The organism is Limnohabitans sp. Rim8 (genome assembly GCF_945869175.1).
In the GTDB taxonomy this organism is placed as follows: Bacteria; Pseudomonadota; Gammaproteobacteria; order Burkholderiales; family Burkholderiaceae_C; genus Limnohabitans_A.
In genome coordinates, this window is record NZ_CAMBNZ010000005.1 from 49,508 (window position 1) to 68,238 (window position 18,731).

The following is an 18,731-nucleotide window of genomic DNA, read 5'->3' on the forward strand; positions in this document are numbered from 1 at the left end:
GTGATGGGTTCCTGTCCTTGTGCGGTTCAATCCGTGGATTGTTGCAGCGCCCACATGCTGGCGTAGCGCCCGTTTTGGGCCAACAAGGCCACGTGGTTGCCGCGTTCAATGATCTGCCCGGCGTCCATCACCAAAATCTCGTGCGCATCGACCACGGTGGACAGGCGGTGCGCGATCACCAAGGTCGTTTTGTTTTGTGCCACGCTGGCCAACTCGGCCTGAATGGCACGTTCGTTGGCCGAGTCCAGCGCCGAAGTGGCTTCGTCGAACACCAAAATCGGCGGATCTTTGAGCAGGGTACGGGCGATGGCCACGCGCTGCTTTTCCCCACCTGAGAGCTTCAAGCCCCGCTCACCCACCGAAGTCTGGTAGCCCTTGGGCGTGGAAGCAATGAAGTCGTGGATGCGGGCCGCACGGGCTGCGCCTTCGATCTCGACCTGACTGGCCCCGGGACGGCCATACGCAATGTTGTAGGCCACGCTGTCATTGAAGAGCACGGTGTCTTGCGGCACGATGCCCAAGGCTTGGCGCACACTGCTTTGTGTCACTTGGCGAATGTCCTGCGCGGCGATGCGAATAAAACCTTGCTGCACGTCGTAAAAACGGAACATCAAGCGCGCCAGTGTCGACTTGCCTGAGCCCGACGGGCCCACGACCGCCACGGTTTTTCCGGCAGGAATGGTGAAACTGATGTCTTTGAGGATCGGGCGGTCGCTTTCGTAGGCAAAGGACACCCGGTCAAACACCACATCAGGCGCGCCTTGCAAAGCGAGCGCCTGCGCACCGGGTGCATCGGCCACTTCGCGTTCGCGGTCCATCAGCACAAACATCTTGTCCAAATCGGTCAGGCTTTGCTTGATCTCCCTGTAAAGCACGCCCAAAAAGTTGAGTGGAATGTAAAGCTGGATCATGAAGGCGTTGATCATCACCAGATCGCCCAACGTCATGCGCCCGGCCACCACGCCTTCGGTGGCTCGCCAGAGCATCGCCACCAAAGCTGAAGCGATGATGAGCTGCTGCCCGGTGTTGAGCACCGACAAGGTGGTCTGCGCCTTGAGCCGGGCCAGGCGCAGGCGCTCCAGGCTTTCGTCGTAACGTCCCGCCTCAAAATGTTCATTGCCAAAATACTTGACGGTTTCGTAGTTCAAGAGCGAATCGATGGCCCGGGTGTGTGCGGCCGAATCGAACTCGTTGGCCTGTTTGCGAAACTGGGTGCGCCACTCGGTGATGCGCACCGTGAAAAAGATGTACAGCGCCAAAGCCAACAGCGTGATGCCCGCAAACCAGGCATCGAATTTCACGGCCAGAATCGTCAACACCAAACCCACCTCGACCAGGGTGGGGATGATGCTGTACAAAGAATAAGAGATCAGCGATTCAATGCCACGCACCCCACGCTCGATGTCGCGCGTCATCCCCCCTGTCTGCCGCGCCAAGTGAAAGCGCAGACTCAGGGCATGCAGGTGTTCAAAAGTTTGCAAGGCGATGCTGCGCGAGGCCCCCTGGGTGGCTTTGGCAAACACCAACTCGCGCAGCTCGGTGAACGCCGAAGTCAGCAAACGCAAAGCACCATAACCCACCAACAAGGCCACCGGCACCACCAGCACGGCTTGCGGATCGCCCGGCTTGAGGCTCATGGCATCGACCAATTCCTTGAGCAGCAAGGGCACGCTCACATTCGCCAACTTCGCGCTCACCATCAGGCTCAAAGCGATGACCACACGCCACTTGTATTGCCAAAGGTAGGGCAAAAGTCGGGACAGGGTTTGCCAGTCACCGCCGGCAGGGGGCTGTGCGGCCTGACCTGAAGGTTTGCCGGGCGGAGCAGCAGAAGGAGCGGTTTCGCCGTGGTGGCGCATAAGGGACAATCCAGTCTTGATGTTAACCACCGATTGTGCCCATGTCCGACGCCCCACACCCCCAAGCCGTGTCTTTGCCCACCGACCAAGAGCTGGTGCTGAAGGTCATTCCCATGCCGGCCGACTGCAATGCCAGCGGGGACATCTTTGGCGGCTGGGTCATGGCGCAAGTCGACTTGGCTGGTGCTGTTTTGCCGGCCCGGCGCGTGCGCGGGCGCATGGTGACCGTGGCGGTGAACGAGTTCATTTTTAAGCAGGCCGTCAAGGTCGGCGACATCTTGTCATTCTTTTCCCGGATCGTGCGTGTAGGCCGCACCTCGGTCACGGTGAAGGTCGAGGTGTTTGCCGAACGCTTTCAGTTGCAAGGCCAGTACATCAAGGTGACAGAAGCCAGCCTGACCTACGTGGCGGTAGACGACCAGGGCAAGCCGAGGTTGGTGCCCGCCGAGTGATGCACGTGTTCTGGGCGCAGGCTCAGACCGTCAAGAGACGATGTAAGCGGCAGCGCCCGTCGACATCAAGGTGCCATCGGGCCCACAAAACTCCATGCGCGATGAGCCCACACGCGAGCCCACGCGCAAAGCATTGGCCGTGATGGTGAAGTGCTCGCCAATACCCGGGCGCAAATAATCCACGCGCAAGTCGATGGTGCCCAGCTTGGCAAAACGCTCCAGGCGCTTGGCTGGCGGCTCGTCCATGTGCTTGGCCGCCAGCGCGGCCATGACGGCGGCGCTGCCGATGGCGTCCAGCACCGCACTGATGACCCCGCCGTGGATGCGGTTGTAGGCAAAATGCCCAACCAACTCCGGCCGCATGTCGACGCGGGCCACCACACCCTCAGGTGTCACCTTGACGAGCTTGAGGCCCAAGGTTTTGTTGAAGACAATTTTGTCTTCAAAAATCTGGCGGAAACCTTCGATGTATTCGGGCTCAAGAACGACAGGGGTGGAGTGGCTGTGGGGCATGCACTCGATTCTATGGAAAGAAAAGCCCCGCCCAGCAAGATCCCGAGGTCAAACTTTGCTGAAGTCGGGTTTGCGTTTTTCCATGAAAGCGCCGAAGGCCTCTTTGGCAGCGGGCTCGCGCAGCATGCGGCCAAAGCTCTTGCCCTCTTCGTCCATCTTTTGCAACACGGCTTGGGTGTCGCCTTTCATCAACCGTTTGGTCTCAATCAAAGAAGGCAGCGGTTTTCCTGCCAACTTGCGGGCTTGCGCTTGCGCATAGCCGTTGACTTCGGTAGGCGGCACCACCCGGTTGACCAAACCCACCTCTTGCGCCGCCTCAGCAAAAAAGGGCTCACCCATGAGCAACGCTTCTGCGGCGCGGTGGTAGCCGAACATGCGCGGGGCCAACAGGCTCGAAGCCGCCTCAGGGCACAAACCCAAATTCACGAAAGGCATGGAAAACGCGGCGTTGTCACCTGCATAGACCAAGTCGCAGTGGAACAGCATGGTGGTGCCAATGCCCACCGCAGGGCCAGCCACAGCGGCCAGCAAGGGCTTTTCAAAGGTGGCGATGCCCCTCAGGAATCGGAACACAGGCGATTCTTGTGTGCTGGGCGGCTGGTTCAAAAAGTCGCCAATGTCGTTGCCCGCGCTGAAGATGCTTTCATGTCCTTGGAACAACACCACGCGCACATTGGCGTCTGCAGCCGCTTGGTCAACAGCGTCGGCCATGGCCGCGTACATGCTGGAAGTGATGGAGTTTTTTTTGTCCAGACGGTTGAAGGTGATCGTCATCACCCCCGCGTCGATGTGGGTCAGGATGTCAGACATGGCGTTCCTTGTGGTGTGTCGTGCAGAGTGATAAGCGTTACTGAATACGAATCCAGGTTTGCGAGCGTCCCAAAAGAGGGGTACCGATGTAGCCGCGAACTTCGAGCTTTTTGCCGCCCTCAATGGGGGTCAGGCGCAGGCTGTAGTTTTTGCCGTTTTCAGGATCAAGGATTTTCCCACCTTCCCACACCGCTTTGCCGTCACCTTGTTGACCGCCACGGATGATTTCCATGCCCAGTTTGGGCTTGCCCTTGCGGTCATCGGTGCACAGATTGCAAATGGGGTCGGTATTGGGGTTGTTTTGCAGTGAGCGCTCCACCACGCCTGAGAGGCCCGCACTGGCCGTTTGGGTGATGCGGATTTCTGCTTTGGGCTGCTTGCTCTCATCGTCGATGCTGCGCCACAGGCCCACAGGGCTCATTTGAGCCTGCGCCAGCAAAGTGAACAAACCGAGGGTCAGTGCGGTTGTTTGTTTGACCATGTTCATGCCGTGCCGTTGATCAAGCCAGCGCGGCCTCGGTGTCCATCAGCACATCGCTGCCGGCGCGGATGCGGCGCATCAAGCTCGAGGTCTCGGGCATCAGGCGGGTGAAGTAAAAACGCGCCGTCTGTAACTTGGCTTGGTAGAAGGGATCGGGGCGCTGGGCTTCTTCTTCGGCTTCGGCCAATTTCTTGAGGGCGATCTGCGCCGAGCGGGCCCAGAAGTAAGCCAAGACCAAATGTCCCACCACGCGCAGGTAGTCCACAGCCGCAGCGCCCACTTCGTCGGCGTTGCTCATGGCTTTCATACCCACTTCGCCCGTCAATTGCGTGAGCTTTTGGCCCAGATCGGCCAGCGGCTTGATGAACTCGGCCATGGCTTCGTTGGCCATTTCGGCTTTCACCAATTTTTCAATCTGCTTGCCAAACTTTTGCAGCGAGGCACCCTGGTTGCCCAGCACCTTGCGGCCCAGCAGGTCCAAAGACTGGATGGTGTTGGTGCCCTCGTAGATCATGTTGATGCGGGCATCGCGCACATGCTGCTCCATGCCCCACTCCTTGATGTAGCCGTGGCCACCAAACACTTGCATACAGGCCGAGGTGGCTTCCCACGCGTTGTCGGTGGTGAAGGCTTTGACAATGGGGGTGAGCAAAGCCACCAACTCGGCCGACTCCTGACGCACAGCCTCGTCAGGGTGGTTGAATTCCTTGTCCAGCAGCAAGGCGCAGTAGCAAGCCAGTGCGCGTCCGCCTTCGGCATAAGCCTTGGCCGTCATCAGCATGCGGCGCACATCGGGGTGCACGATGATCGGATCGGCCGGTTTGCCGGGCGCTTTCACACCGGTGAGCGAACGCATTTGCACGCGGTCTTTGGCATAAGCGAGTGCGTTTTGGTAAGCCACTTCGGTCAGCCCCAGCGACTGGTTGCCCACGCCCAAGCGCGCAGCGTTCATCATCACGAACATCGCAGCCAAACCTTTGTTGGGCTGCCCCACCAAAGTGCCCACGGCTTCGTCCAAAACCATCTGGCAAGTGGCGTTGCCGTGGATGCCCATCTTGTGCTCGAGACCACCACAGTAAATGCCGTTGCGCGCTCCCATGATGCCATCGGCCGCCACCTTGAACTTGGGCACCAAAAACAGGCTGATGCCCTTGTTGCCAGGAGGCGCATCGGGCAAACGGGCCAGCACCAGGTGCACGATGTTGGGGGCCAGGTCGTGCTCACCGGCGCTGATGAAAATCTTTTGGCCACTGATGCGGTAAGTGCCATCGGCTTGGGGCTCGGCCTTGGACCGCAAAAGGCCCAAATCGGTACCGCAGTGTGGCTCCGTCAGGCACATGGTGCCAGTCCACTCGCCGCTGGTGAGTTTGGGCAAATACAAGGCTTTTTGCTCTGCAGTCCCATGCGCGTGCAGGGCTTCATAAGCGCCATGCGACAAGCCGGGGTACATCGTCCAAGCCTGGTTGGACGAGTTGAGCATTTCATAGAAACACTGGTTGACCACGAAGGGCAGGCCTTGCCCGCCGAACTGAGGGTCGCAGCTGAGGGAGGGCCAGCCACCGGCCACATACTGCGCGTAGGCGGCTTTGAAACCGTCAGGGGCTTTGACTTCGTGCGTGTCGCGGTTGAGCGTACAGCCCTGGGTGTCCCCTGAAATATTCAAAGGAAAAATTACTTCAGATGCGAACTTGCCCCCTTCTTCGAGCACCGCATTGATGGTGTCGGCATCGGTTTCAGCGTGCTTGGGCAAGGCCTTGAATTCCTCGGCGACATCGAGCAACTCGTGCAAAACAAACTGCATGTCGCGAATGGGCGGGTTGTAGACGGGCATGAAAGCTCCTTGAGCAATGGGGTAAATGGACCTGAGAATTGAAAATCAAATGACTTTGTTCTTTCGCCGTGGTTTGACCAGCGCGTTGGTGGCGCTGGCTTGGCCACTGCTGGGCGCACGGTCGGCGGCGTAGCGAGACAGAATGTGGGCAAACCCGCGGCGTGCGCGATCGGTAGCGTCGGGGTTGCGTAAAAATCGGGCTTCGTAATGCAAGGCCAAAATCAAGCCATGAATTTCAAAGGCGATCTGGCGGGCGTCCGACTCCAAGCTCAATTGCCCTTCGACTTGCGCCAACTCCACCGCTCGGCGCAAGGCGGTTTGCCATGTGGCCACCGAAGAAGCCAGGGCATCGCGCACAGGGCCCGTGCGGTCATCGAACTCGACTGCGCCGCTGATGTATATGCAACCCGAATCAATTTCGGCCGAGGTCTGGACCATCCAGCTGTCAAACATGGCCTGCAAGCGCGGCACCCCTCGGGGATGCTGCATGGCGGCGTAAAAGACCTCGGCTTCAAAACGGTCGTGGTATTCACGGATCACGGAAATTTGCAACTCTTCGCGTGAACCAAAATGGGCGAACACGCCCGACTTGCTCATGCCGGTGACCTCGGCCAGCGCCCCGATGGACAAGCCTTCGAGACCAATTTGCGAAGCCAGCCCCAAAGCGGCCTCGATGATCACCGCCTTGGTTTGCTGCCCCTTGATCAAAACCCGACGGCCCGTCTCGGGAACGGGCAGGCTTTCAAGGTGGGATGTTTTTTGGAAATGGGTCATGATGGCAAAATAGAACGTCCGTTCTATTTTGCACCAAACCTAACCCCAATCCAACAAAACCTGCGTGTGTCAGGGTAAATCAGGGGGCCATCACGACGCGGCCTGATTCAAAGCATGTGCATCAAGCCTTGAAAGCCACCACTTTTTGGGTTTGCTCGCCCAGACCGTCGATGCCCAGACGCATGACATCGCCGCGCTTCAAGTACACAGGCGATGGCTTGCCATCGACCTTGACGCCCATGCCCACGCCCGGAGGCGTGCCGGTGGTGATGATGTCGCCGGGCTCGAGCGTCATGAACTGGCTCACATAGCTCACCAGCTTGGCCACGCCAAAGATCATGGTCTTGGTGTTGCCAGTTTGGTAACGCACGCCGTTCACGTCCAGCCACATGCCCAAAGCTTGAGGGTTGGGCACTTCGTCACGCGTGACCAGCCAAGGACCCACCGGGCCGAAAGTGTCGCAACCCTTGCCCTTGTCCCAGGTGGCGCCGCGCTCCAGTTGGTATTCACGCTCGCTCACGTCGTTGACCACGCAGTAACCCGCGACATGGTTGAGCGCGTCTTTTTGCGTGACATAACGTGTGCGGGTGCCGATCACAATGCCCAACTCGACTTCCCAGTCGGTTTTCTTGGAGCCTTTGGGCAACATGACGTCGTCGTCAGCGCCTTGGATGCTTGAAATGGCTTTGGTGAACACGATCGGCTCGGACGGAATCGGCATCCCCGCTTCGGCTGCGTGGTCGGCATAGTTCAAACCAATGGCGATGAACTTGCTGGTGTAAGAGATGGGGGTGCCAAAACGCTTTTTGCCGCGCACCAAGGGCAGCTTGTCGGTCTTGACTTTGGCCAGTTTGGCCAAGGCCTTGTCGTTCAGTTGGTCTGGCGAAATGTCTTTGACCACGCTGCTGAGGTCACGCAAGCGGCCTTCGGCGTCGATCAAGCCTGGTTTTTCTTTGCCGGGTTGGCCATAGCGAACGAGTTTCATAAAACCTCTCAGTGTGAAAAAAATCAATACGTGGAACGTCCACCAGACAAGTCAAAAACCGCGCCAGTGGAAAAGGAACATTCTTCGGTGCTCAGCCAAGTCACCATGGCGGCCACTTCTTCGGGCTCCCCAAAACGTGCCATTGGAATCTTGGACAACATGAACTGGATGTGCTCGGGCGTCATTTGATCAAAAATCGCGGTTTTCACAGCCGCGGGGGTGACACAGTTCACCCGCACGCCCGTGTCGGCCAGCTCTTTGCCCAGCGACTTGGTCAGACCGATGACCGCCGCCTTGCTGGCACTGTAAGCGCTGGCGTTGGGGTTGCCATCCTTGCCCGCCACCGAGGCGATGTTGACAATGCGCCCATAGTTGCGCGCTTTCATGTGGGCGCTCAGTTCTCGGCAGCAATAGAACAGGCCGTGCACGTTCACATCGAAGACCTGCTGCCAAGCGTCGATCGGGTAGTCCCACACCTTGGTGTTGGGGCCCGTCACACCAGCGCTGTTGACCAACACATCGACACCCGCCAGTGCGGTGGTTTGCGCCGTGGCTTGCACCACCGAATCGTGATTCGCCACATCCACCTGCACCGTGTTGACCACTGCACCCAATTGGCCTTGACGCAATTGTTCAGCGGCTTTGGCCATGCCCGCGGCATCGCGGTCCCAGACCGTGACGCGTGCGCCCGAGGCCAGCATGCGCTGCGCAATGGCAAATCCCAAACCGGTAGCGCCTCCGGTGATGACCGCGTGACGGCCTTTCATGTCGAGCAAATTCATGCGTTCTTTCTGCGGTTGAACTGTGGCCTCAGATGGTCATGCCACCGTCCACCATGTAGGCGTTGCCCGTGGCGAAGATGGATTCATCGGAAGCAAGGAAGGTGACGATGGGCGCGATCTCAGAGGCCTGCGCCAAACGCCCCATGGGCTGACGGTTGATGAAGTCCTTGCGCGCCTGAACCGGGTCGGCATAGCTGTTGATGCGGTCCTGCAAAGAAGGTGTGTCCACCGTACCGGGACAAATGCAGTTGCATCGCACACCTTGGCGCACATAGTCGGCCGCCACGCTTTTGGTCAAGCCAATCACAGCCGCCTTGCTGCTGCCGTAAATGAAACGGTTGGGCAAGCCCTTGACGCTGGAACACACGCTGGCCATGTTGATGATGCTGCCGCCCCTACCGTCTTTCTCGAACTGCGCCACCATTTTGGGAATGACCGCCTGGATCATCCAGAACTGCGAGCGCACGTTGAGGTTGAAGGCAAACTCCCACTCCTCGTCTTGGGCCTGCTCGATGTTGCCGTTGTGCACAAAACCCGCGCAGTTGAAGACGATATCGATGCGCGGCAAGCTGGCCACTTGTGCGGCAATGGCCGACTTGTCGAGCACATTCAGGACAGCGGTGTGCAGGTTCGCCACCCCCTGGTAACTCTTCAACAAATCGGCATTCACATCGGTGGCGTAGACGGTTGCGCCCTCTGCGGCCATGGCCAGTGCGGCCGCTTGGCCAATGCCTTGTCCGGCAGCGGTGACCAGCGCGATTTTTCCTTTGAGTCTCATGTTGTCTTGATCTCCATTTGGGTGATTTGTCTGCTGGATATGGCCGACCAGTCCCAGGCAATGCCCAAGCCGGGGGTGTCGGGTGGCATGGCAAAGCCATCTTTGACTTGCATGCGCGAGGTGGTGATGTCGTCCAGCTGCGGGATGTACTCCACCCAAGTGGCATTGGGCACGGCAGCGCACAGGCTCACATGCAACTCCATCAAAAAATGTGGGCACACTGCCACATCAAAGGTTTCAGCCAGGTGGGCGGTCTTGATCCAGGGCGTGATGCCACCGATGCGAGCCACATCGGGTTGCACGATGGAACATGCGCCCTGCTCCAGGTATTCGCGGAACTGCATCGGGTGGTACATGGACTCACCCACCGCCACGGGAATGGTGGTGTGCTCGCGCAACTGACGGTGGCCCGACACATCCTCTGCAGGCAGCGGCTCCTCGATCCAGGCCAGACCGAGCCCATCAAAAGCGCGCGCACGTCGAACGACTTCTGCACGGTTGAAGCCCTGGTTGGCATCAGTCATCAGCTCAAAGCCCGGCCCCACGGCGTCGCGCACCGCGCTCAGGCGGGCCACATCTTCGCTCACATGCGGTCGTCCGATCTTGATCTTGGCGCCTTTGAAGCCCTGGGCTTTCGCCTCCAAAGTTTGGTCCACCAGCGCTTCGGGCGACAAATGTAACCAGCCGCCTTCGGTGGTGTACAGCGGCACACGCGACTGAGCCCCACCCAGCAACTGCCACAGTGGCAGGCCCTGGCTTTTCGCACGCCAGTCCCACAACGCGGTGTCCACGCAGGCCAGCGCCAAACTGGTCATGGCCCCAACAGCGGTGGCGTGGGTGTGAAAAAACAGGTCTTTCCAAATCGCTTCAACCTTGACTGGGTCGCGCCCGATCAAACGCGGCGCCAAATGGTCTTTGAGCAAGGCAATGACCGAAGAGCCGCCCGTGCCAATCGTGTAGGCGTAACCGGTGGCTTCCAGCCCATCACTGCAGTGCAGCGTGAGCAAGATGGTCTCTTGCGTCACAAACGACTGAATGGCGTCGGTGCGCAGCACCTTGGGCGGCAAGTTGACTTGACGAAGGCTGACACGGTCAATGGTGACTGAAGGCATGCAAGTAGCGGCTGAGGAATGAGGGTTTATGCGGGGCTAAAAAAGCTTGACCGCTGAAAACTGACCGTGTGATGATTGTGCAACTGGTCAGACCACTTGTCCAATTCACGTTATCCCTGATCCACACCCCATGCCCTTGCACACCGTGGCCCCGCAGCGCCTGTACCGACAGATTGCCGAACAACTTCGGCAACTGATGGTGGCGGGCGAATTCGCATTGGGCTCGCGCTTGCCCGCCGAACGGGACTTGGCCACGCAGTTGGGTGTGAGCCGCCCCTCTGTGCGTGAAGCCCTGATCGCGCTCGAGGTGGAAGGCATGATCGAGGTGCGCACAGGCTCTGGCATTTATGTGCAGCGCCCAGATGCGCCTAGCAAGCCCACTGCGCATCTTGAGGTCGACACCGATACCCCTGCCGACTGGGGACCTCTGGAAGTGATGAGTGCCCGTTTGTTGATCGAAGCCGAGGTCGCTGCATTGGCGGCCACCCATGCACAAAAGACAGACCTCAAAGCCATCAAAGCCGGTTTGCAGCAAATGAAACTGGAAGCCGCCCGCGACGAGGTGCCCCGCGATGGCGACGAAGCCTTTCACGCGGCCATCGCCAAGGCCTGCGGCAACAGCGTCTTGCTCGACACCGTGCAGCGCTACTGGCAAGCCCGCAACGGCCCATTGTTTGAGCGTTTGGGTGACTATTTTGAACACCCCGAATCGTGGCAAGCCGCCATCGCCGAACACCAGCAGGTCTTGCTGGCGATCGAGGCGCACGACGCCGCGGCCGCCCGCAAAGCCATGCAAAAGCACCTGAAACAAGCCCACAAAAGATACAGCGCGAGCTGGCGCCGCGCTCCCGCCCGATAGGGGTATGCAGATTTTTCGCGTCAGCATTTTTTAAACCACCGAGGAGACAACGATGAGCAAACGATTCACCCTGAAAACCCTGGCGGCCTTGGGCGCCGCAGCACTGGGCACGCTGCTGGTCAGCACAGGTGCACAAGCCCAACAAAAACTCAAATGGGCCCACGTCTACGAGACGTCTGAGCCCTATCACACCGAGTCAGTGTGGGCTGCCGAAGAAATCAAAAAGCGCAGCAACGGCAAGTTCGACATCCAGGTCTTCCCCGCGTCCACATTGGGCAAAGAAACCGACATCAACCAGGGCCTGACCCTGGGTACGGTGGACATGATCATCAGTGGCCCTTCATTTGCGGCGCGAACCTACCCGCGCTTTGGCATTGCTTACTACCCCTTCATCTTCCGCGATGGCGACCACCTGATCGCTTATTCCAAAAGCCCCGTGTTCCAGGAAATGGTCAGTGAGTTCCGCGCCAAGACAGGTATCCAGGTCACGGCCTACACCTACTACGGTGCCCGTCACACCACCGCACAAAAAGCCTTCACCAACTGCGCTGGCATGAAGGGCATCAAGATCCGCGTGCCCGATGTACCGGCTTACCGCGCCACACCCGAAGCCTGCGGCGCCAACCCTACCCCCATTGCTTTTGCTGAGGTGTATCTGGCCCTGCAAAACGGCACTGTGGAGGCCCAGGAAAACCCCCTGACCACGATTGAAGCCAAAAAGTTCTTTGAAGTCCAAAAGGCCATCATGCTGACAGGCCACATTGTGGACGGACTGACCACCCAGATTGCGCCTCATCTTTGGAACAAGCTCTCAGATGCCGAGAAGAAAGTCTTCACCGATGTGACGCAAGAAGCAGCCGTGCGGGCCACAGCCAAAATCAAAGCACGCGAAGCCGAGTTGGTGGACGAGTTCAAGAAAAAAGGTCTGCAGATTGTGCAAGTCGACCGCAAGTCCTTCCAGGACGCTGTGCTCAAAAACAAGCCTCTGACTTCGATGGGCTTCACGCAGGCTGACTTCGACAAAATCCAAGCGGCCAAGTGAGTGGCTGACTGTGCCTGTGCACAGTCCTGATGTGGCGGGTCTGCCTCCAAGCAGGCCCGCTTCTCTTCCCCTGCACGATTGAATTCAAGGACAAGCCATGAGCAACACCCCCGATCTGGATGCCATGCCCAAAGTCATGGGCGACGATGGGCAGTTTCACGCCACCGACGACGAAGTGGACCTGTCGGGCACCCCCATCGAGGCTTGGGTCGCACTGGCTTTTTTCTGGACCTTGGGCCTGACGGTTTTCTACCAATTTTTCACGCGGTATGTGATGAACAACTCGGCTTCCTGGACCGAGGAAATTGCCCGCTATTTGCTGATCGCCGCCGTATTCACAGGCGCGTCGATTGGCGTGGCCAAAAACAACCACATCCAGGTCGATTTTTTCTACCGCTTCATGCCCAACTGGCTGTCCAGTGGCATGGGCAAGGTGGTGGACGTGATGCGCGTGGCTTTTTTCGCCTCTGCGACTTATCTCACATGGCAAATGATGGAAAAGCTGGGCAGCTACAAGATGACCATCATCGATTTGCCCATGAACCTGGTTTATGGCGTCGTGCTGGCCGGGTTTGCCTCCATGTGCCTGCGCTCGATCTGGGTGGCCCGTGTGCATTGGCAGCGCGGCTACACCGTGCTGCAACGCCCTGAGTCCGAGATGACCGACCGCTGATCGCACCCGACTATCCGAAAGATTGCCATGCTGAAAATACTTTTTTTAATCCTCATGAGTGGCGGTATCCCGGTGGCGATTGCCATGGCGGGTGCGTCGCTGATTTACCTGTTCTTTGTACAAAGCTCCCCCCCCTTTGTGGTGATTCACCGGATGGTCTCCGGCATTGACAGCTTTCCCTTGTTGGCCGTGCCCTTCTTCATCCTGGCCGGCAACCTGATGAACAACGCGGGCATCACCAACCGCATTTACAACTACGCGCTGGCCTTGGTGGGTTGGCTCAAAGGGGGCTTAGGCCATGTCAACGTGGTGGGCTCGGTCGTGTTCGCAGGCATGAGCGGCACAGCGATTGCCGATGCAGCTGGTCTGGGCACCATCGAAATCAAAGCCATGAAAGACCATGGTTACAGCACCGAATTTGCAGTGGGCGTCACGGCGGCATCGGCCACACTCGGCCCCATCATTCCGCCCAGCCTGCCCTTTGTGATCTACGGCATGATGGCCAACGTCTCGGTGGGTGCGCTGTTCTTGGCAGGCATTTTGCCGGGCATCCTGATGGCCCTGCTGATGATGCTGACAGTGGCCTATTTCGCGCACAAAAACGGCTGGGGCGCTGATGTGAAATTCGAGTGGCCCAAAGTCATCAAGGCACTGATTGAAACCGCCGTGGTCATTGGTTGGCCCATGGCCATCTGGTGGTTGGTCACCGACATGGGCACACCGGCTCAAATCACCGTCTTCGTGGCTTTGTTCGTTTTGTTCATGGCCGACAAAATTTTTAAATTCCAAGCGGTCTTGCCCATCATGACCCCGGTCATTTTGATTGGCGGCATGACCACGGGGGTGTTCACCCCCACCGAAGGGGCGATTGCAGCCTGTGTCTGGGCCATCGTCTTGGGCTTCTTCTGGTACCGCACACTGAACTTCAAGATGTTCGTCAAAATCAGTCTGGACACCGTGGAAACCACGGCGACGGTGCTGTTCATTGTGGCTGCTGCGAGCATTTTTGGCTGGATGCTCACGGCCACAGGCGTGACCTCGGCCATCAGCGAATGGGTCTTGGGCTTTACGAAAGAGCCTTGGGTGTTCTTGCTGCTGGCGAATGCGCTGATGTTGTTTGTGGGCTGCTTCCTGGAGCCTACTGCGGCCATCACCATCCTTGTACCCATCCTCGTGCCGATTTGCCTAAAGCTGGGCATCGACCTGGTGCACTTTGGTCTGGTCATGGTGCTGAACTTGATGATCGGTCTGCTGCACCCGCCCATGGGCATGGTGCTGTTTGTGCTGGCTCGTGTCGCCAAACTCAGTGTAGAACGCACGACGATTGCCATCTTGCCCTGGCTGTTCCCCTTGATCGGAAGCTTGGCCGTCATCACCTACTTCCCCAACTTGGTGTTGTGGTTGCCCAAACAATTTTATTAAGACCTTGACATGAGCTCTTTCATTCGCCTTCACCCAGCCGATGACGTGGTCATCGCACGTGCCCAGCTCATGAGCGGCAGCACCGTCGACGGCGTGGCCGTGCGCGGCCTCATTCCACCCGGCCACAAAATCGCCACACGCACCATCGCAGCGGGTGAGCCTGTGCGCCGCTACAACCAGATCATTGGTTTTGCATCGCAAGCCATTGGCCCTGGTGAGCATGTGCACACACACAACTTGAACATGGGCCCTGAAAAAGGCAACTTCGAGCGCGACTACGCCATCGGCCAAGATGTCAAAGCCGAACCCGTGCGCAAGCAAACCAGCTTCATGGGCTACAAACGCTCTGATGGGCGTGTGGCCACGCGCAATTACATCGGCGTGCTGTCCAGTGTCAACTGCTCGGCCACCGCCGCTCGCGCTATTGCCGACCATTTTTCCAAGCGCAATAACCCGGCGGCGCTGGCGAATTTCCCCAACGTCGATGGCGTGGTGGCCTTGACCCACGGCACCGGCTGCGGCATGGACACGCAGGGCATGGGCATGCAACTGCTGGAACGCACCTTGGCCGGTTACGCCACACACGCCAACTTTTGGGGCGTGGTGGTGGTGGGCTTGGGTTGCGAGTCCAACCAGATCAACACCTGGCTGGCGCACAGCAGCCTGCGCGAGGGCGACACGCTCAAAGTCTTCAACATCCAAGACACGGGCGGCACACGCCTCACCGTTGAAAAAGGCATTGCCTTGATTGAAGAGATGCTGCCCCGCGCCAACGGCATCACACGCGAGCCATGCAGCGCCGAGCACATCACCGTGGGCCTGCAGTGCGGCGGGTCTGACGGCTACTCGGGCATCAGTGCCAACCCGGCACTGGGTGCGGCGGTGGACCTCCTGGTGCAACACGGTGGCACCGCCATCCTGAGCGAAACCCCAGAAATTTATGGTGCCGAGCATCTGCTGACGCGACGGGCCGTGAAGCCCGAGGTGGCGCACAAGCTGATCGAGCGCATCCGCTGGTGGGAAAACTACACCGCCATCAACGGCGGCGAGATGAACAACAACCCCTCACCCGGCAACAAGGCGGGCGGCCTGACCACCATCCTTGAAAAGTCGCTGGGCGCAGTGGCCAAAGGCGGCACCAGCAATTTGCAAGCGGTCTACGAATACGCCGAGCCCGTCACGGCCAAAGGCTTTGTCTACATGGACACCCCAGGCTATGACCCGGTCAGCGCCACTGGCCAAGTGGCCGGTGGGGCCAATTTGATTTGCTTCACCACCGGGCGCGGCAGTGCCTATGGCTGCGCGCCCTCACCCAGCCTGAAGTTCTCGACCAACACCGCACTGTGGAAAAAACAGGAAGAGGACATGGACCTGAACTGCGGCGAGATCGTCGACGGCGGCGTGAGCATCGCCGAGATGGGCCAGCGCATTTTCGAGATGATCCTTGCCGCCGCCTCGGGCGAAGCCACCAAGAGCGAGCGCCACGGCTACGGCCAAAACGAATTCGTGCCGTGGCAAGTCGGTGCGGTCATGTAAAGACTTTGTGAGCAATCCATCGCCATGAGCCACACCATTTCTGCGCAAGCGCTGCGCGCCAAAGTCGCCCACATCATCGAACAAGCAGGCAGCACCCCAGCCGAAGCCGCTCAGGTGGCCGACAACTTGGTCATGGCCAACCTGAGCGGGCACGACTCGCACGGTGTGGGCATGGTGCCCAGGTATGTGGACGCCGTCCTCGAAGGGGGCCTTTCGCCCAACACGGGCGTGAAGGTGGTGCTTGACACCGGCCCACTGCTGAGTTTGGACGGTCAGCGCGGCTACGGCCAAATCACCGGCGTGCAGGCGATGCAGATGGGCATTGACCGTGCCAAACAGCACGGCGTCTGCACTGTGGCCCTGAGCCGCTCGCACCACTTGGGGCGCATCGGCCACTTTGCCGAGATGGCCGTGGCGCAAGGATTGGTGTCCTTGCATTTCGTGAACGTGCTTTCGCGCCCGGTGGTGGCTCCCTTTGGCGGCGGCGATGGGCGCTTTGGCACCAACCCCTGCTGCATCGGCGTGCCCATGGGCAAGCGCGCGCCCTTTGTACTGGACTTTGCCACCAGCCGCGTGGCGCAAGGCAAGATGCGTGTGGCCCACAACAAGGGCGAGCAAGTGCCGCCCGGCTATTTGATCGACGAACACGGCCACCCCACCACCGACCCCGGCGTGGTGGTGGTGCCGCAGTCCAACGGGTTGTTCGGTGCGCTCATGACCTTTGGCGACCACAAAGGCTTTGGCATGGCGATGGCCTGCGAGCTGCTGGGCGGCGCACTCACGGGCAGCGGCACCTGGCACCGCGAAGCCGACCATCAAAGGGCGGTGCTCAACGGCATGCTGACGTTGTTGATCGACCCGGTGCGTTTGGGCACGCAAGCCACTTTTGAACAAGAAGCCCTGGCCTTTGCCGACTGGCTGCGCCAAAGCCCTGATGCACCCGGCAGCGACGGCGTCAAGATCGCGGGCGAGCCCGAGCGCACGGCACGCGCTGAGCGCGAGCAAAGCGGCATCTGGATCGATGACGCCACCTGGGCAGAGATCGAAGCGTCCGAGCAAAAACTCCAACACCGTTGAACGCTTGTGGGCTCAAGGCCCTGCATTCAAGGCATTTGCACCTCACACCATGACCCTGTCATCCGCCACGCTCCACGCCCTGCCCGCCTCCATTCAGACCCCTGCATATGACCGTCAGGCCCACGCCCCCGGCGTGGTGCACCTGGGGCTGGGTGCTTTTCACCGGGCTCATCAAGCCATGGTGTTTGACCAGTTACTCCATGGTGGCGACACGCGCTGGGGCATCCATGGCGTGGGCATGACGCGGCCCGATTTGGTGAACCAACTCCAAGCCCAAGACGGTTTGTACGCTGTGCGCATTGCGGACGGGCTGGGGGTGAAGTGGCAAGTGCCCGGGGCCCTCTGGCGCACCAGCGTGGCCACCACCGAGCGCGATGCGGTGGTGCACGCCATCGCCGCGCCCAGCACCCGATGGGTGACGCTCACTGTCACCGAGAAAGGCTACACACCGGCCCTGGCCCAACTGCTGCTGGAGGGTTTGCGCCTGCGCCAGCAAGCGGGCTTGCCGGGCATCACCATCGCCTCATGTGACAACCTGCAAGGCAACGGCCTCAAGCTGCAGGCCTTGGTCAAAACAGCGGTTTCAGCCAAAGACCCCCGCGCGCAAGACACCGATGTGCTGCGCTGGCTGGACGCGCACTGTGCCTTTCCCTGCAGCATGGTCGACCGCATCGTCCCCGCCGCCACGCCTGAGGTGATGGCCGCTGCGCAAGAGGCACTGGGTGTACAAGACCACTGCGCTTTGAGCACAGAAGGCTTTTGGGAATGGGTGATCGAAGACCGCTTTGCAGACCCCGCTGACGCCGCCTTGCTGCAAAGCGCCGGTGTGCGCGTCACAGCCGATGTGCACAGCTACGAAGAAGCCAAGCTGCGCATGCTCAACGGCAGTCACTCGGCCATGGCGCTCATGGGTGCAATCACCGGCAGACCTTTCATTGCCAGCTGCATTGGGGTGCTGCATATCCGCACATTCGTGCACCAACTCATGGGCCGCGAGGTCGCGCCACACCTGTCTCGCAGCGACTGGGCTGCTTACCGTGACGCGCTGATCGCACGCTTTGGCAACCCCTATCTGAAACACAGCGTGCACCAGATCGCCACCGACAGCTCGCAAAAAATCCCACAGCGTTGGCTGCCTTCGGTGCTGAGCCAGATCGCTCAAGGTGCTTCGTTTGAACACCACGCGCTGGCGGCGGCCATTTTCTTGCGCTACACCTTGGGCTTAGACGAACAAGGGCAAGCCTACGCACTGAATGACCCACAGGCCGACAGCCTCATGGCCCTGGGCGCCGCACAACGCACCGAGCCTGAAACTTGCGTGCGCGCCCTGCTGGCCCGCGAAGACCTCTGGGGCACCGCCCTTCCTGGCCACGACGCTTGGACGGCCCGCGTGATCCATTGGCACCAACAAATCCTGCAGCAAGGTGTGGACACGGCCATCTTGCAATTGCTGCAACAAGAAGCCTGAACACGAAGGCTCGAGCCATGAAAATCACCACCGCCCGCGTCATTGTGTGCAGCCCCGGCCGCAACTTCGTCACCCTCAAAATCGAGACCGATCAGGGCGTGTACGGCGTGGGCGATGCCACGCTCAACGGTCGCGAGCTGGCCGTGGTCAGCACCCTCGAAGACCACCTCATCCCTTGCCTGATCGGGCGCGACCCGCAGCAAATTGAAGACATCTGGCAATACCTCTACAAAGGGTCCTACTGGCGGCGCGGCCCGGTGACCATGAGCGCCATTGC

At 59.6% G+C, this 18,731-nt stretch carries 18 protein-coding genes and 1 pseudogene; 9 read left to right on the forward strand and 10 right to left on the reverse strand.

The features are described from left to right. Window positions 1-26: 26 nt before the first annotated feature. The gene (locus tag Q0O19_RS01665) at window positions 27-1,859 is read right to left on the reverse strand and encodes an ABC transporter ATP-binding protein/permease (protein WP_295519488.1); all 1,833 of its coding nucleotides are present in this window, start codon (window positions 1,857-1,859) and stop codon (window positions 27-29) included. Between the two features lie 41 nt (window positions 1,860-1,900). Here Q0O19_RS01665 and Q0O19_RS01670 point away from each other — a divergent pair, with 41 nt between their 5' ends. Then, window positions 1,901-2,311 (forward strand): acyl-CoA thioesterase, encoded by a 411-nt coding sequence (locus tag Q0O19_RS01670; RefSeq protein WP_295519490.1) that lies wholly within the window; start codon window positions 1,901-1,903, stop codon window positions 2,309-2,311. 30 nt (window positions 2,312-2,341) lie between these two features. Here the strand turns inward: Q0O19_RS01670 and Q0O19_RS01675 are convergent, their stop codons facing one another. The 9 genes from Q0O19_RS01675 to Q0O19_RS01715 all read right to left on the reverse strand — a co-directional run bounded on the left by Q0O19_RS01675 (window position 2,342) and on the right by Q0O19_RS01715 (window position 10,377). Further along, complete coding sequence (locus Q0O19_RS01675) at window positions 2,342-2,824, reverse strand: thioesterase family protein (RefSeq protein WP_295519493.1); 483 nt, start codon at window positions 2,822-2,824, stop codon at window positions 2,342-2,344. Between the two features lie 48 nt (window positions 2,825-2,872). Then, complete coding sequence (locus tag Q0O19_RS01680) at window positions 2,873-3,634, reverse strand: enoyl-CoA hydratase (RefSeq protein WP_295519496.1); 762 nt, start codon at window positions 3,632-3,634, stop codon at window positions 2,873-2,875. Window positions 3,635-3,671: 37 nt separating this feature from the next. Next, the gene (locus Q0O19_RS01685; protein ID WP_295519545.1) at window positions 3,672-4,115 is read right to left on the reverse strand and encodes a DUF2147 domain-containing protein; all 444 of its coding nucleotides are present in this window, start codon (window positions 4,113-4,115) and stop codon (window positions 3,672-3,674) included. 19 nt (window positions 4,116-4,134) lie between these two features. Continuing rightward, on the reverse strand, window positions 4,135-5,946 hold the full coding sequence (locus Q0O19_RS01690) for an acyl-CoA dehydrogenase C-terminal domain-containing protein (RefSeq protein ID WP_295519498.1): 1,812 nt from the start codon (window positions 5,944-5,946) through the stop codon (window positions 4,135-4,137). 45 nt (window positions 5,947-5,991) lie between these two features. After that, a complete protein-coding gene (locus tag Q0O19_RS01695; protein ID WP_295519500.1) occupies window positions 5,992-6,720 on the reverse strand; it encodes a TetR/AcrR family transcriptional regulator in 729 nt (242 codons plus the stop codon). A 121-nt stretch (window positions 6,721-6,841) separates the two neighbouring features. Further along, complete coding sequence (locus Q0O19_RS01700; RefSeq protein ID WP_295519503.1) at window positions 6,842-7,705, reverse strand: fumarylacetoacetate hydrolase family protein; 864 nt, start codon at window positions 7,703-7,705, stop codon at window positions 6,842-6,844. A 23-nt stretch (window positions 7,706-7,728) separates the two neighbouring features. Further along, entirely contained in the window at window positions 7,729-8,487 is a 759-nt protein-coding gene (locus tag Q0O19_RS01705; RefSeq protein ID WP_295519506.1) for an SDR family NAD(P)-dependent oxidoreductase, read from the reverse strand. Between the two features lie 28 nt (window positions 8,488-8,515). Continuing rightward, on the reverse strand, window positions 8,516-9,265 hold the full coding sequence (locus Q0O19_RS01710; RefSeq protein WP_295519507.1) for an SDR family oxidoreductase: 750 nt from the start codon (window positions 9,263-9,265) through the stop codon (window positions 8,516-8,518). Continuing rightward, a complete protein-coding gene (locus Q0O19_RS01715; protein WP_295519510.1) occupies window positions 9,262-10,377 on the reverse strand; it encodes a mandelate racemase/muconate lactonizing enzyme family protein in 1,116 nt (371 codons plus the stop codon). The genes Q0O19_RS01710 and Q0O19_RS01715 overlap by 4 nt, the downstream gene beginning before the upstream one ends. Before the next feature lie 130 nt (window positions 10,378-10,507). Here Q0O19_RS01715 and Q0O19_RS01720 point away from each other — a divergent pair, with 130 nt between their 5' ends. From Q0O19_RS01720 to Q0O19_RS01755, 8 genes and pseudogenes are all read left to right on the forward strand, one after another. Further along, complete coding sequence (locus Q0O19_RS01720; RefSeq protein ID WP_295519512.1) at window positions 10,508-11,236, forward strand: FadR/GntR family transcriptional regulator; 729 nt, start codon at window positions 10,508-10,510, stop codon at window positions 11,234-11,236. Window positions 11,237-11,288: 52 nt separating this feature from the next. Beyond that, on the forward strand, window positions 11,289-12,278 hold the full coding sequence (locus Q0O19_RS01725) for a sialic acid TRAP transporter substrate-binding protein SiaP (RefSeq protein ID WP_295519515.1): 990 nt from the start codon (window positions 11,289-11,291) through the stop codon (window positions 12,276-12,278). A 97-nt stretch (window positions 12,279-12,375) separates the two neighbouring features. Then, window positions 12,376-12,951 (forward strand): TRAP transporter small permease, encoded by a 576-nt coding sequence (locus tag Q0O19_RS01730; protein WP_295519517.1) that lies wholly within the window; start codon window positions 12,376-12,378, stop codon window positions 12,949-12,951. 27 nt (window positions 12,952-12,978) lie between these two features. Further along, the gene (locus Q0O19_RS01735; protein WP_295519520.1) at window positions 12,979-14,373 is read left to right on the forward strand and encodes a TRAP transporter large permease; all 1,395 of its coding nucleotides are present in this window, start codon (window positions 12,979-12,981) and stop codon (window positions 14,371-14,373) included. A 9-nt stretch (window positions 14,374-14,382) separates the two neighbouring features. Further along, window positions 14,383-15,909 (forward strand): UxaA family hydrolase, encoded by a 1,527-nt coding sequence (locus tag Q0O19_RS01740; RefSeq protein WP_295519523.1) that lies wholly within the window; start codon window positions 14,383-14,385, stop codon window positions 15,907-15,909. 24 nt (window positions 15,910-15,933) lie between these two features. Next, entirely contained in the window at window positions 15,934-16,986 is a 1,053-nt protein-coding gene (locus Q0O19_RS01745; protein WP_295519526.1) for a malate/lactate/ureidoglycolate dehydrogenase, read from the forward strand. 49 nt (window positions 16,987-17,035) lie between these two features. Continuing rightward, window positions 17,036-18,454, forward strand: a complete 1,419-nt coding sequence (locus Q0O19_RS01750; RefSeq protein ID WP_295519529.1) for a mannitol dehydrogenase family protein — start codon at window positions 17,036-17,038, stop codon at window positions 18,452-18,454. A 17-nt stretch (window positions 18,455-18,471) separates the two neighbouring features. After that, window positions 18,472-18,731, forward strand: a pseudogene (locus tag Q0O19_RS01755) (bifunctional D-altronate/D-mannonate dehydratase); the annotation flags it as partial.